Annotated in this window: 12 protein-coding genes and 1 pseudogene; 9 read left to right on the top strand and 4 right to left on the bottom strand. The window is 64.4% G+C overall.

All coding sequences use genetic code 11. The annotated features are described in order from the left end of the window. Positions 1-40 precede the first annotated feature (40 nt). Positions 41-268: a hypothetical protein gene (locus FNJ47_RS25670; RefSeq protein ID WP_163158098.1), complete on the top strand. Its 228-nt coding sequence runs from the start codon at positions 41-43 to the stop codon at positions 266-268. Between the two features lie 54 nt (positions 269-322). Here FNJ47_RS25670 and FNJ47_RS25665 read toward each other — a convergent pair whose 3' ends face one another. The 3 genes from FNJ47_RS25665 to FNJ47_RS25655 form a co-directional block, all read right to left on the bottom strand. Next, complete coding sequence (locus FNJ47_RS25665) at positions 323-1,642, bottom strand: dicarboxylate/amino acid:cation symporter (RefSeq protein WP_163158096.1); 1,320 nt, start codon at positions 1,640-1,642, stop codon at positions 323-325. A gap of 102 nt (positions 1,643-1,744) precedes the next feature. After that, positions 1,745-3,205 (bottom strand): sensor histidine kinase, encoded by a 1,461-nt coding sequence (locus FNJ47_RS25660; protein ID WP_163158126.1) that lies wholly within the window; start codon positions 3,203-3,205, stop codon positions 1,745-1,747. Between the two features lie 205 nt (positions 3,206-3,410). Next, positions 3,411-4,685, bottom strand: a complete 1,275-nt coding sequence (locus FNJ47_RS25655; RefSeq protein ID WP_163158094.1) for a serine hydrolase domain-containing protein — start codon at positions 4,683-4,685, stop codon at positions 3,411-3,413. A gap of 136 nt (positions 4,686-4,821) precedes the next feature. Between FNJ47_RS25655 and FNJ47_RS25650 the strand changes: the two genes are divergently transcribed. The 8 genes from FNJ47_RS25650 to FNJ47_RS25615 all read left to right on the top strand — a co-directional run bounded on the left by FNJ47_RS25650 (position 4,822) and on the right by FNJ47_RS25615 (position 12,909). Beyond that, complete coding sequence (locus FNJ47_RS25650; RefSeq protein WP_163158092.1) at positions 4,822-5,736, top strand: intradiol ring-cleavage dioxygenase; 915 nt, start codon at positions 4,822-4,824, stop codon at positions 5,734-5,736. Positions 5,737-6,075: 339 nt separating this feature from the next. Further along, positions 6,076-7,386, top strand: a complete 1,311-nt coding sequence (locus FNJ47_RS25645; protein WP_163158090.1) for a CmpA/NrtA family ABC transporter substrate-binding protein — start codon at positions 6,076-6,078, stop codon at positions 7,384-7,386. Between the two features lie 59 nt (positions 7,387-7,445). Then, complete coding sequence (gene ntrB, locus FNJ47_RS25640) at positions 7,446-8,348, top strand: nitrate ABC transporter permease (RefSeq protein ID WP_163158088.1); 903 nt, start codon at positions 7,446-7,448, stop codon at positions 8,346-8,348. Positions 8,349-8,358: 10 nt separating this feature from the next. After that, positions 8,359-9,153 (top strand): ABC transporter ATP-binding protein, encoded by a 795-nt coding sequence (locus FNJ47_RS25635; RefSeq protein WP_163158086.1) that lies wholly within the window; start codon positions 8,359-8,361, stop codon positions 9,151-9,153. A gap of 115 nt (positions 9,154-9,268) precedes the next feature. After that, the gene (locus FNJ47_RS25630) at positions 9,269-9,694 is read left to right on the top strand and encodes a globin family protein (RefSeq protein ID WP_163158084.1); all 426 of its coding nucleotides are present in this window, start codon (positions 9,269-9,271) and stop codon (positions 9,692-9,694) included. A 169-nt stretch (positions 9,695-9,863) separates the two neighbouring features. After that, positions 9,864-10,763, top strand: a complete 900-nt coding sequence (locus FNJ47_RS25625) for an SMP-30/gluconolactonase/LRE family protein (protein ID WP_175068417.1) — start codon at positions 9,864-9,866, stop codon at positions 10,761-10,763. Positions 10,764-10,874: 111 nt separating this feature from the next. Then, positions 10,875-11,714 carry an aldo/keto reductase gene (locus FNJ47_RS25620; protein ID WP_163158082.1) on the top strand — a complete coding sequence of 280 codons (840 nt, stop codon included), beginning with the start codon at positions 10,875-10,877 and terminating at the stop codon, positions 11,712-11,714. 238 nt (positions 11,715-11,952) lie between these two features. Continuing rightward, on the top strand, positions 11,953-12,909 hold the full coding sequence (locus FNJ47_RS25615) for a DMT family transporter (protein WP_163158122.1): 957 nt from the start codon (positions 11,953-11,955) through the stop codon (positions 12,907-12,909). A gap of 260 nt (positions 12,910-13,169) precedes the next feature. On the opposite strand, the pseudogene FNJ47_RS51535 reads toward FNJ47_RS25615, so the two are convergent. Then, positions 13,170-13,262: pseudogene (locus tag FNJ47_RS51535) on the bottom strand (DMT family transporter); the annotation flags it as partial. Between the last annotated feature and the right edge of the window lie 128 nt (positions 13,263-13,390).

Below are 13,390 nucleotides of genomic sequence, written 5' to 3'. Positions count from 1 at the left end.
GGGAGTGGAAGATATGCCGGTCGCAAATACGGAAGAACGGTTGCTGGCGCTGCTCGCAACCCTCGAAGAATGTCAGACCTTTCTGACCGACCGGGCAAATACCGAGACGGCGCGGCTGCTGTCGCTTGCGATGCTCGAGCTTCGGATGGAACTGCACAAGGTGACGGATTCCGAGCTCAAGGCACTGTGCGACATGATCGCGTCGGACGAGCCGGTGCAGGAACCGACCACCCGGCAACTGCCGCCGTATCTGAGGCTGATCAAGTAAGCCCGCGCCCCGCGCCAGGCGCGGGACGCTGTTGTACCTGTGCTGCGTGTGGCTTTAGCCCGCAGTCACGTCAACCGCATCGGCGCCTTCGAGCACGCGCCGGGCCTTGTCCCGGTCCAGGTCACCTTCCCATGCCGCGACCACGACGGTGGCAACGCAGTTGCCGATCAAATTGCCGACTGCGCGCGCCATGCCGATGAACCAGTCGACCGAGAGCACCAGCACGAGGCCGATCGCCGGGATGCTCGGCACGGCGTTGAGCGTCGCCGCCAGGATGACGATCGCCGAGCCCGGCACGCCATGCGCGCCCTTCGAGGTGATCAGCGATACGCCGAGCACCAGCAGCAAGTCGCCGAACGACAGCGGCGTGTTGGTCGCCTGCGCGATGAACACGACCGCAAGCGTCAGATAGATCGAGAAGGCATCGAGGTTGAAGGAGTAGCCGGTCGGAATCACGAGGCCGACCACCGAATCCTTGGCGCCGAAATGCTCCAGCTTGCGCATCACCTGCGGCAGCACCGCGTCGGAGGATGCGGTCGCGACCACGATCGTCAGCTCCTCGCGCAGGTAGCCGAGGAACTTGAGGATGTTGATGCCGGCAAGCGCCATCACGCCGCCGAGCACGCCGAGCACGAAGATCGCGACCGACACGTAGAACAGCGCGACCAGCGACAGCAGCTGCTTCAACGAACCGACGCCGTATTTGCCGACCGTATAGGCGACGGCGCCGAGCACGCCGATCGGCGCGAAGCGCACGATCAGGCCCATGGCGCGGAACAGCACGGTCGAGACGGCGTCGATGAAGGAGGATATACGCTCGCCCTTCTCGCCGCCGACCAGCGCCAGGCTGACGCCGAAGATGATGGCGAAGAACAACACCTGCAGCACGTCGTTGCGCGACAGCGCGTCGAACGAGGTGGTCGGAATGATGTTGAGCAGGAAGCTGCCGATGCCTTCACCCTTCAGCTTCTGTGCGTTGCTGGCGTAGTTGCCGAGCGCCTTGGCGTCCAGCGTCGAGGTGTCGATGTTCATGCCGTGACCAGGCCCGAACAGATAGGCCAGGATCAATCCGACCACGAGCGCGACCGTCGTCATCGCCTCGAAATAGACCAGCGCCTTGACGCCGACGCGTCCGACCTTCTTGAGGTCGCCGGCGCCCGCGATGCCGTGCACCACGACGCAGAACACGATCGGCGCCACGATCATCGAGATCAGCTTCAGGAACGCATCGCTGAAGATCTTCAGCCCGATCGCGAAATCGGGCGCGGCCATGCCGATGACGATGCCGAGCAGCAGCGCGACGAGCACCTGCACGAACAGTGATGTGTAAAGCGGCTTTCGTGCCACGGTAACTTCCGCTGCGACGGTCGACATGAACTTCCCCCTGTTTCTTGCCGGTGTTCTTGCCGGCCGAACCCGCCCCATCTTAGCAACTTGCGTGCCAAGATGTCGCAGGATCGGGCACCATTTGCCCGGTCACCCGCCGGGTTCGAGGGTGCTGGTCACGGTGTAGACGACGCCATGGGGCAGGAAATCGACCGTGGCCTCGCCGCCGAGCTGGTCGCGGGCGCTGCGCTCGATCAGCCGGGAGCCGAAGCCGCGCTGGACCGGCGCGACGACGGGCGGGCCACCGGCCTCGGTCCAGATCATCCGGAGCTTCGGTCCGGGGCTTTCCTGCAGGATCTCCCAGTCCAGCGTCACCGTGCCGGTGTCGTTGGACAGCGCGCCATATTTGGCGGCGTTGGTCGCCATCTCGTGCAGGAGCATCGACAGCACCAAAGCGAGCCGGGGCGACAGCGGCACGCGCGGCCCGAACATCTTGACCCGCTCGGCCGCGTTGTTCAGCAGATACGGCCGCAGCACGCGGCTGACCACGTCCTGCAGGTCTGAGCCCTGCCATTTGTCGGTCGAGAGCAGATTGTGCGCCTCGGCGAGCGCGCCGAGCCGGCCTTCGAATTTCTCGCGCTCGGCGCGGCTCGCGCTGCGGAAGGTCTGGGTGGCGATCGATTGCAGGATCGCCAGCGTATTCTTGACGCGGTGGTTGAGCTCCTCGATCAGGAGATCGTGCAGCATCTCGCCGCGCGCGATCGTGGTCGCCATCCGCAAGGCAAAGCCGAGGCCGACCATGAGCAGGACGCCGCCGATCACGCTGGTGATCGACAGGGTGCGTAACAGCGGCCCCACCAGCGAATTCTCGGCGATGCCGGCGGCGACGGTCCAGCCGGTGATGCGCGAGCGGGTAAAGCCGGTGATCAGCGCCACGCCTTCGAGCGAGACGGTCGGCAGTGTCGCCTCGCTGCGGCGGAACATCTCGGCGAACAGCGTTGGCGATGCGCGCTGGCCGATCGTCGCCTGCGGATTCGGCACCCGCGCAAGGTTGACGCCGTCGCTGTCGAAGATCGAGATGGTCCAGTCCTGGTTCAGGCGCTGCTTCTCGATGATGGCCTGGAAGACGTCGATCGGCGGGCTGAAGGAGATGTCGTAGAGCACCTCGCCGTCGCGGATCACCGGCACCTCGACGGTGATGATCAGGCGCTGTTTCACCGCGCCGAAGAACAGGTCGGAGTATTGCGGCTGCCGGGTGGTGAACACCTTCTCGACGATCTCGAGATTGTTGCGCGGCGGCAGGCTCGCGGTATCGGATGTCAGCGAGGAGAACACCTGGCGTCCGCTGCGGTCGGCCACCAGGATCACGCCGTCCTTGCCATACTGGTCGAGGAAGCCGGCCGCGACGCGGCGAAAATTGCCGAAGTCGCTGTTGCGCAGCGAGTTGGTCAGCGCCAGCACCTGCAGCCCACCGGTCATGCGCTGCATTTCCGCGTCGAGCAGCAGGCGGACACTGCGCGCCGTCTCCAGCACGCGCTGCGTGGCGGCCTGGCGGTCCCGCTGATAATTGTGGAAGACGATGCCGACCGCGAAAACGATCAGCGGCAACATCGTTCCCGCGAGCAGAAGCGCGAGACGCACTGGCAGTGTCAGTTTCGGCACGAAGTCCCCGGGTCGATGCCCATTTGCTGTGAGCCTAGGGGAGGCGGGAAATGTCCGCCAAAGGAAATAGCTTGATATCGGAAAGGTTCCGCGGCGCCATGATGCTCAAACGAGGTGTGCGCCGCGGAATAGCTTGGCCTGAAAGGCCTTGGGGTCAGAGATTGCTCTCGGTGATCGCGGCGTAGACCATGGTGCGCAGCTCGCGCCGTAGCGGATACGCGCTCGACGGCAGCACCTGGGTCATGAAGATCGTGATCAGCTCTTCCGCCGGGTCGATGAAGAACGACGTCGTCGCGGCGCCGCCCCAGTTGAATTCGCCCGGGCTGCCCGCGATCAGCGTCTGCGCCGGGTGCATGGTGACGGCGAAGCCGAGGCCGAAGCCGATGCCGTTATAGGCGGCTTCGGCGAACATCGAGCGCGACATCGCCGGCAGGTCGACGCCGCCGGGCAGATGGTTGGAGGCCATCAGCTTCAGCGTCTTCGGGCCGAGCAGCCTGACGCCGCCGAGCTCGCCGCCATTGAGCAGCGCCCGGCAGAAGGTCAGGTAGTCGGCCGCGGTCGAACACAGTCCGCCGCCGCCCGAGACCAGCGAAGGCGGCGACAGGAACGAGCTGGTGGTCGGATCGTCCTGTAGCGTCAGCGTGCCCTTGCGCTCGGCGGCGAGCGGGTTGAAGCCGCCCTGCGGATCGGCCGAATAGCAGGCGGCAAAGCGGTGGACCTTGCCTGAGGGTACGAAGAAGTCGGTGTCGTTCATGCCGAGCGGCTTGAAGATGCGCTCCTTGAGGAACTGCTCGAACGGCTGGCCTGAGATCTTGCCGACGAGATAGCCGAGCACGTCGGTCGAGACCGAGTAATTCCAGGCTTCGCCCGGGGAGAACTCCAGCGGGATCTTCGCCAGATCCTCGATCATGCTGTCGAGCGTACCGGCCTTGATGACCTCGCCGATCTTCTTCTCGCGATAGGCGGCGTCGACGTTGGAGCGCTGCTGGAAGCCGTAGGTGAGCCCCGAGGTGTGGCGCAAGAGGTCGACGATCTCCATCGGCCGGGTGGGCGATCGGGTCAGGAAGGCCGGTGCGTTGCCGGCGACGAACACGCCGAGGTTCTTCCATTCCGGAATGTATTTGGCGACCGGCTCGTCGAGCGCGACCTTGCCTTCCTCGACCAGCATCATGAAGGCGACCGACGTGATCGGCTTGGTCATCGAATAGATGCGGAAGATGGTGTCGTCCTTGACCGGCACCTTGCGCTCGAGATCGGCAAAGCCCTGGACGGTCGAATGCACGATCTTGCCGCGGCGGTAGATCAGGACCTGCGTGCCGGGAAAGCGGCCGGCATCGATGTAGCGGCTCTTCAGATGCGCTTCGAGGCGGTTGAGGGCGATGGTCGACATTCCCGCGGATTCGGGCGAGGCAGGCGTGGGGGCTAACATCGGGCATTTTCTCCGGCTGGCGAGGCAGCCTTGATAGCCGAAAAGTGTCCGTTTCACCATTCCGCCGCCGCTTACCGGCATTGGGCCGGTGGTGTACGGTCGCCCCTGCAATCGCGCCCCCGAGGGAAACGCCGAGATGACCCAGTTCAACGAAACCGAGCTCACCACCGCCGTGATCCGCAGCTTCGACCAGACGCCCGATCCGCGGGCCAAGTTCCTGCTGCAGGAACTGGTGAAGTCGCTGCACGACTATGTGCGCAGAACCGATCTCATCTTCGAGGAGTGGGACCACGCGATCGGCTTCCTGACCCGCACCGGGCAGAAGTGCACCGACATCCGCCAGGAATTCATCCTGCTGTCCGACGTGCTCGGCGTGTCGATGCTGGTCGATGCGGTCAATCACAGGGATCGCGACGGCGCGACCGAGACCACGGTGCTCGGCCCGTTCTATGTCGGCGAGCACAAGGTGACGCCGCACGGCACCGACATCTCGGCGAGCCTGCCCGGCGAGCGCATGTTCGTGCAGAGCCGCGTCACCGACCTCGACGGCAAACCGCTGGCCAATGTGCCGGTCGATGTTTGGCACGCGGATGACGACGGGTTCTATGACTCGCAGAAGCCGAGCTATGCCACCGAAGGCCCGTCCTCGCGGGCGCGCTTCATCACCGACGCGGATGGCCGCTTCTTCTTCCGCACCATCGTGCCGTGCAGCTATCCGATCCCGACCGACGGTCCGGTCGGGCAGATGATCACACAGACCAACCGTCATCCGATGCGGCCGGCGCATGTGCACTTCCTGGTCAACGCCAAGGGCTACGAGCCGCTGATCACGCATGTGTTCGTCGAAGGCGACAAGTACATCGACTCCGATGTCGTGTTCGGCGTGAAGGACGAACTGATCGCCAAGGTCGAACGGCGCACCGATCCCGTGATGCCCGACGGGCAGCGATCGGATGGGCCGTGGAGCCTGATGACCTACGAATTCCACGTGAAGCCCGGTGGAGGAATGGCGCCCGCGCCGCTCGGCACCAAGGTCAGCGAGGACGCCTGATCGCTATCGTCCAAACGCTCTGCTCAATTGATGTGCGGCGCACAAAAATTGGGCGGAGCGCATTTTTTGGCAGCGCACGGAGACACCGTGCGCGCTGCGACAAGTTGCGCAAAACATTGCACTAAAATCGATTTTTGCGCTGCGGTAGCTTGGCATGAGGCTTGAATAGTCAAGTGCCGACGCCATTGAAGCCGTCCCTCGAGGCCACCCCCATCGGATTTCTGACGCCGCCAGACCGGGCGCATCCCCGGTGCATGCCCTTTTGCGCCCTGCGCGCGTCGCCACCCGATGGACGGTGCTCGACGCAAAGACGCAACGCCGCAACGCAAAGGACGACCGATGACCAAGCCCAGCAACACGCCCCCGAGCCGTGCGATCAGCCGTCGCCGGCTCCTGAAGGCAACCGGCGGCGCCGCCGCGCTGCTCGCCGCAGCCAAGCTGAACTTTCCCGCGGGTGCATTCGCGCAAGGCGCGGGCCCGGAAGTGAAGGGCGCCAAGCTCGGCTTCATCGCGCTCACCGATGCCTCGCCGCTGTTCGTCGCCAAGGAGAAGGGCATCTTCGCCAAATACGGCATGCCCGACGTCGAGGTGCAGAAGCAGGCCTCGTGGGGCACCACGCGCGACAACCTCGTGCTCGGCTCCGAGGGCAACGGCATCGACGGCGCGCATATCCTGACCCCGATGCCGTATCTGATCTCGGCCGGCAAGGTGACGCAGAACAATCAGCCGACGCCGATGTACATCATGGCGCGGCTCAATCTGAACGGCCAGTGCATCTCGGTCGCCAAGGAATATGCCGATCTCAAGGTCGGCATCGACACCGCGCCGTTCAAGGCGGCGCTGGACAAGAAGAAGGCCTCGGGCAAGGCGGTGAAGGCTGCGATGACCTTTCCCGGCGGCACGCATGATCTCTGGATTCGCTACTGGCTCGCCGCCGGCGGCATCGATCCCGACAAGGACATCGAGACCATCGTGGTGCCGCCGCCGCAGATGGTGGCCAACATGAAGGTCGGCACGATGGACTGCTTCTGCGTCTGCGAGCCGTGGAATCTGCAGCTGATCCATCAGGACATCGGCTACACCGCGATCACCACAGGCGAACTCTGGGACAAGCATCCGGAGAAGTCGTTCGGCCTGCGTGCTGCCTGGGTCGACAAGAACCCGAAGGCCGCGAAGGCGCTGCTGATGGCGGTGATGGAGGCCCAGCAGTGGTGCGAGAAGATGGAGAACCGCGAGGAGACCGCGGCGATCTGCGCCAAGCGGCAGTGGATCAACTGTCCGGTCGAGGACATCACCGATCGCATGAAGGGCAAGTTCGACTACGGCACCGGCCGCGTGGTCGAGAACTCGCCGCAGCAGATGCGGTTCTGGAGCGACAACGCCTCCTATCCCTATCAGAGCCACGACCTCTGGTTCCTGACCGAGGACATCCGCTGGGGCAAGTACGAGGCGGGTTTCGACACCAAGGCGCTGATCGCCAAGGTCAACCGCGAGGATCTCTGGAAGGAGGCCGCCAAGGAGCTCGGCGTATCGGACATTCCAACCTCGACCTCGCGCGGCAAGGAGACCTTCTTCGACGGCAAGGTGTTCGATCCCGCCGATCCCGCCGCCTACCTGAAATCCCTGTCTATCAAGCGTGTCGACGTCTGAGCCCCCATAGGGCCGCGCTCTTGCATGGCCCGTTCTTCGACCACGGAGATTGTCTGTCAATGTCGATGCCTGCCATGAAGACCGAAATGCCGGCGGTCGTGACCCCGCCGGCCGCTACCGCGGCGCCGGTCGTGACCATGACGCCGAAGCGCGCGCCGCGCGCCGCGGCCTACGCCAGGATGGCGAAGGAGACCGCCGCACGTGTCGTGCCGCCGCTGATCGTGGTCGCGCTGCTGCTGGTGGTGTGGGAGTTGATCTGCCGGCGCGCCGGCTCCAGCCTGCCGCCGCCGTCAAAGGTGTTCAAGGACACCAGGGAGCTGATCCTCGATCCGTTCTTCGACCATGGCGGCATCGACAAGGGCCTGTTCTGGCACCTCTCCGCCAGTCTGCAGCGTGTCGCTTACGGCTTCTCGCTGGCGGCGGTCGCCGGCATCGCGCTCGGCACGCTGGTGGGCCAGTCGGTCTGGGCGATGCGCGGGCTCGATCCGCTGTTCCAGGTATTGCGCACGATTCCGCCGCTCGCCTGGCTGCCGTTGTCGCTCGCCGCGTTCCGCGACGGCCAGCCCTCGGCGATCTTCGTCATCTTCATCACCTCTGTGTGGCCGATCATCATCAACACCGCGGTCGGCATCCGCAACATCCCGCAGGACTACCGCAACGTCGCGGCCGTCGTGCAGCTCAATCCGCTCGAGTTCTTCACCAAGATCATGATCCCGGCGGCCGCGCCCTACATGTTCACCGGCCTGCGCATCGGCATCGGCCTGTCCTGGCTCGCGATCGTCGCCGCGGAAATGCTGATCGGCGGCGTCGGCATCGGCTTCTTCATTTGGGACGCGTGGAATTCCTCGCATATCAGCGAAATCATCCTGGCGCTGTTCTATGTCGGCATCATCGGCTTCGTGCTCGACCGCCTCATTGCGGGGCTGGGCAAGGTCGTGACCCGCGGCACGGCTGCGAACTGAGGGACAAGTCATGCAGGCCTATCTGAAGCTCGATCACATCGACAAAGTCTTCACCCGCGGCAACGCCACCACGGAGGTGCTGAAGGACATCAATCTGACGATCGAGAAGGGCGAATACGCCTCGATCATCGGCCACTCCGGCTGCGGCAAGTCGACCCTGCTCAACATCGTTGCCGGCCTCACCGGCGCCACCAATGGCGGCGTGCTGCTGGAGAACCGCGAGGTCAATTCGCCGGGGCCGGATCGCGCCGTGGTGTTCCAGAACCACAGCCTGCTGCCATGGCTGACCGTCTACGAGAACGTCAAGCTCGGCGTCGACAAGGTGTTTGCAAGAACCAAGAGCAGGGCGGAGCGCGACGCCTGGGTGATGCACAATCTCAGCCTGGTGCAGATGGCGCATGCCAGGGACAAACGGCCAGGCGAGATCTCGGGCGGCATGAAGCAGCGCGTCGGCATCGCGCGAGCGCTGGCGATGGAGCCGAAGGTGCTGCTGCTCGACGAGCCGTTCGGTGCGCTCGACGCACTGACCCGGGCGCATCTGCAGGACTCGGTGATGGCGCTGCACCAGAAGCTCGGCAACACCATCCTGATGATCACCCACGACGTCGACGAGGCCGTGCTGCTGTCGGACCGCATCGTGATGATGACCAACGGCCCGAGCGCGCGGATCGGCGAGGTGCTCGAGGTGCCCTTGGCGCGTCCGCGCAAGCGGCTCGAGCTCGCGACCAACGCAGGCTATCTGAAGTGCCGGCAGCGCGTGCTCGAATTCCTCTATGAGCGACACAGCTTCGTCGAGGCGGCATGATGGCCACGCCAGCGGCAAGCGTTTCCGCTTTGAACCGAAACGCCGGATGCGGCTACCAATGCTCGCATTTTGAAAACTCATTTCAGAGCTCATTTCAGAACCGAGGAGAGTTGAGATGAATCCGGCCCAAATCAAGCTGGTTCAGGAAAGCTTTGGCAAGGTCGCGCCGATCTCGGAGCAGGCTGCGGTGATATTCTACGATCGTTTGTTCGAAGTCGCGCCCGCCGTGAAGGCGATGTTTCCCGCGGACATGAAAGAGCAGCGTAAGAAGTTGATGACGACGCTCGCCGTCGTCGTCAACGGGCTGAGCAATCTCGATACGATCCTGCCGGCCGCGAGTGCACTCGCCAAGCGTCATGTCAGCTATGGGGCCAAGCCCGAGCATTATCCGGTGGTCGGCGGCGCGTTGTTGTGGACCTTGGAGAAGGGGCTCGGCGAAGCCTGGACGCCCGACGTCGCCGCCGCATGGACCGCGGCCTATGGCACGCTGTCCGGCTACATGATTGCGGAAGCCTATGGCAGCCCGCAGGCGGCGGAGTAGGGTTCAACGCTGACGCTTGCCACGCGTCTATCCCCGTCATTGCGAGCGAAGCGATGCAATCCATGCCTCCGCTTGATGAGGGATGGATTGCTTCGTCGCTATCGCTCCTCGCAATGACGGAGAGAACGCTCTATGGTCGCCCCGTTCCGCCAACGGGTGAACCAAGAAAATGATGTACCTGGAAACGCCGCCGAAGCTGATCCCGACCGAGATATTCTCCGCCGTGCCCGCCGAATTCCGCCGCAAGGTGGCGAGCGAATGGGCCGACGCCAACCGGCCGGGCGCGGTGACCGATTGCTTCATCGAGGGACCGTCATTCGACGCCGACGGCAATCTCTACATCGTCGACATTCCGTTCGGCCGCATCTTCAGGATCGCACCGGACAAGTCATGGTCGCAGGTCGCCGAATACGACGGCTGGCCGAACGGGCTGAAGATCGATCCGATGGGCCGCATCCTGATCGCCGATTATCGGCACGGATTGATGGAGCTCGATGCCGGGTCCGGCGATGTCACGCCGCTGCTGCGTTCGCGCAATTCGGAATCGTTCCGCGGCTGCAACGACCTGCACATCGCCTCGAACGGCGACGTATATTTCACGGATCAAGGCCAGACCGGCCTGCACGATCCGACCGGCCGGGTCTATCGGCTGCGGGTGAACGGCGCGCTCGACTGCCTGATCGACACCGGCATCAGCCCGAACGGCTTGGTGCTCGACCCGCACGAGGCGGTGCTGTTCGTCGCCATGACGCGCGACAATGCGGTCTGGCGCGCGCCCTTCATGAAGGACGGCAGCGTCTCCAAGGTCGGGCGCTTCTGCTCGCTGTTCGGCCCGAGCGGGCCCGACGGCATGACGATGGACAAGGCCGGGCGGCTGTTCGTCGCGCACGCGTCGCTCGGCCATGTCTTCGTGTTCGCACCGAACGGCGAGTGCATCGCGCGGATCAAGTCCTGCGCGGGACAGAGCTGCACCAATGTCGCGATCGGCGGCGCCAACCGCGACCGCCTCTACATCACGGAATCGGTGACGGGTTCGGTGCTGGTCGCCGATATCAGCGGGCTCGGCTAGGCCGTGGCGTCCGTGCTGGAATGTAGCGCGACGATGTGAAGACATCATCGCTCGTTTCCTTTATTGTTCTATGTGGGGCGAGAATACGAACCCACGCAGAACGAGGCGATCGTGCAGACAAAAAAATTCGGCAACAACGGCCCGCAGGTCTCGGTGATCGGGCAGGGCACCTGGTATCTCGATCGCGGGGACCGCAAGGCGGCCGTTGCAGCGCTGAAGCGCGGCATCGATGCCGGCATGACGCACATTGACACCGCCGAGATGTATGGCGACGCCGAGCTCGTGATCGCGGATGCCATCACCGGCCGCCGCGACGGGCTGTTCCTGGTCTCGAAGGTGCTGCCGAGCAACGCCTCGCGGCGCGGCACCATCACCGCCTGCGAGCGCTCGCTGAAGCGGCTCAAGACCGATCGGCTCGATTGCTATCTGCTGCACTGGCGCGGAACCACTCCGCTCGCCGAGACGGTCGCGGCGTTCGACGAATTGATCGCGGCCGGCAAGATTCGCTCCTGGGGCGTCAGCAATTTCGACGCAGACGATCTCGATGAATTGCGCGATGTCGCGGGCGAAGGCAACATCGCCTGCAACCAGGTACTCTACCATCTGCAGGAGCGCGCCATCGAACACGCCGTGATTCCGTGGTGCGAGCGACATGGCGTCGCCGTCGTTGCCTACTCGCCGTTCGGCCACAATGATTTTCCGTTAGCGTCGACGAAGGCCGGCACGGTGCTGCAATCGATCGCGGAGAAGCACAAGGCGACGCCGCGCCAGGTCGCGCTGAGCTTCCTCACGCGGCTGCCGTCGGTGCTCGCGATTCCGAAGGCGTCGAATGTCGAGCATGCGGCGGAGAATGCGGTCGCAGGCACGCTCAAGCTCAGCGCCGACGAGTTCGCTGCGCTCGATGCGGCGTTCCCGCGCGGGCCGAAGCCACGCTCCCTCCCGATGCTCTAATTCTCAGGGCTCCGCTCCACACAGTTCTTAACAAACTGTTGCAGTTGCGGCCGCACACAGGCTGCGACGGGCGGTCGCGCGCGCTGGTGCATATCGGAGTCCCGTTTTCGGGCATTGTTCTCGCGGCGGAATTGGCGTTCTCTACGAACAGCAGATTCCCCTTTATTTCGCCTTCGAGATTGCCGTGACACCGCCCCCCGCCGCCGTAGCCGCCAGGCTGGACAGCGTTCCCCTTTCATTGCCCGCCAAGACGGCGCCCTCAACGACAAGCGTCGCACGCAGCAAGGCGCCGGCCCGCACCGACCGGCCGTTCAAAGGCATTGCTCTGATCCTGCTGTCGACGGTGTTCCTGGGCACGTCGGACGTCACCGCAAAATATCTCTCGTCGACGCTGCCTTCGATCGAGATCGCCTGGATCCGTTTCCTGGTGTTTGCGCTGATCATGACGCCGGCGATGCTGCCCGGCACGCCGCTGTTCGCGCTGCGCAGCAGCCGGCCGGGCCTGCATGTGCTGCGCGGCGCCGCGCTGCTCGGTTCGTCGCTGATCTTCATCACGGGGTTGGGCTTCCTGCCGATCGCCGAGGCCTCGGCCACCAGCTTCGTCTCGCCGCTGTTCGTCACCGCGCTGTCGATCGCCTTCCTCGGCGAGAAGGTCGGCATGCGCCGCTGGATCGCGACCGCGGTCGGTCTCATGGGCGTGTTCATCATCCTGCGGCCGGGTACCAGCGCGTTCCATCCTGCCGCGATCTTCCCGATCGTCTCGGCGCTGGCTTGGGCCGGCACGCTGATCCTGACGCGCATGATGAGCGGCAGCGAGCGCCCGATTACGGTGATGACCTATTCGTCGATTGTCGGCGTCGCCATCGTCAGCGCGCTGGTGCCGTTCGTCTGGGTCACGCCGACCTGGCACGACATCATGTTCGGCATCCTGATTGGCGTTGCCTCCACGGTCGGGCAGTGGATCGTGGTGCTGGCGTTCCGCTACGGCGATGCTTCGGTGCTGGCGCCGTTCTCCTACACGCAATTGCTGTGGGTCAGCATCCTCGGCTTTCTGATCTTCGGCGAGGTGCCCGACCACTGGACCATCCTCGGCGCCGGCTTCATCGTCGCCTCCGGCCTCTACACCGCGCATCGCGAGCGCATGCGCCGCTCGCAATTGCTGGCGGTGGCCAGCGAGCCTTCGCCAAACGCCTGACGGCGCGTATCAATTTTACAACAACCGCCCTTTATCAGTGCAAATGCCGGCCGGGCGCCGCAACCGTGCACGGCCTGAGAAGACGCGTCCCCCGCGAATTGCAAGATAGCCCATTCGGGTTAAGTCGCGTCCGCGCGGCACTATCGATTTGGGGCTGGGGCAATGCCGGTGTGGGGCTGGGCGCGAATCCGTCTGCAAGGCTGGTTGACGGCCGCGATCTTACTTTCAGCGAGTCTATTGGCCGGGCCGGTTCTCGCGCAAAACGGCGGCGAGACGAAGCTGGTGGCCGAGGCCTCGGCGATCGGCAGGAAGCCCAACCCCGTGATGAAGATCAGCGACGAACCGAGCCTGGCTCGTATACACATCTGAGGCTGCCGACGTGCTACCCGGTTCTGATTCCGGTGGGAGGCGTGTGATGCAGAGAATAGGAGAGCAGGCGGACGTGCCTGTGCTGCGAGTGACAGCAACACGGAGCTGTGAA

The sequence above is a fragment of the Bradyrhizobium uaiense genome (assembly GCF_010811875.1).
GTDB lineage: Bacteria > Pseudomonadota > Alphaproteobacteria > Rhizobiales > Xanthobacteraceae > Bradyrhizobium > Bradyrhizobium uaiense.
Note: the sequence above shows the minus strand (reverse complement) of the source record. Positions and strands in the feature narration are given on the sequence as shown.

Excerpts from the sequence above, each read along its gene's own strand:
- FNJ47_RS25630 (WP_163158084.1), top strand. The coding sequence starts at position 9,269 with ATGAATCCGGCCCAAATCAAGCTGGTTCAGGAAAGCTTTGGCAAGGTC.
- FNJ47_RS25635 (WP_163158086.1), top strand. The coding sequence starts at position 8,359 with ATGCAGGCCTATCTGAAGCTCGATCACATCGACAAAGTCTTCACCCGC.
- FNJ47_RS25645 (WP_163158090.1), top strand. The coding sequence starts at position 6,076 with ATGACCAAGCCCAGCAACACGCCCCCGAGCCGTGCGATCAGCCGTCGC.
- ntrB (WP_163158088.1), top strand. The coding sequence starts at position 7,446 with ATGTCGATGCCTGCCATGAAGACCGAAATGCCGGCGGTCGTGACCCCG.
- FNJ47_RS25655 (WP_163158094.1), bottom strand. The coding sequence starts at position 4,685 with ATGTTAGCCCCCACGCCTGCCTCGCCCGAATCCGCGGGAATGTCGACC.
- FNJ47_RS25625 (WP_175068417.1), top strand. The coding sequence starts at position 9,864 with ATGATGTACCTGGAAACGCCGCCGAAGCTGATCCCGACCGAGATATTC.
- FNJ47_RS25665 (WP_163158096.1), bottom strand. The coding sequence starts at position 1,642 with ATGTCGACCGTCGCAGCGGAAGTTACCGTGGCACGAAAGCCGCTTTAC.
- FNJ47_RS25650 (WP_163158092.1), top strand. The coding sequence starts at position 4,822 with ATGACCCAGTTCAACGAAACCGAGCTCACCACCGCCGTGATCCGCAGC.
- FNJ47_RS25660 (WP_163158126.1), bottom strand. The coding sequence starts at position 3,205 with ATGTTGCCGCTGATCGTTTTCGCGGTCGGCATCGTCTTCCACAATTAT.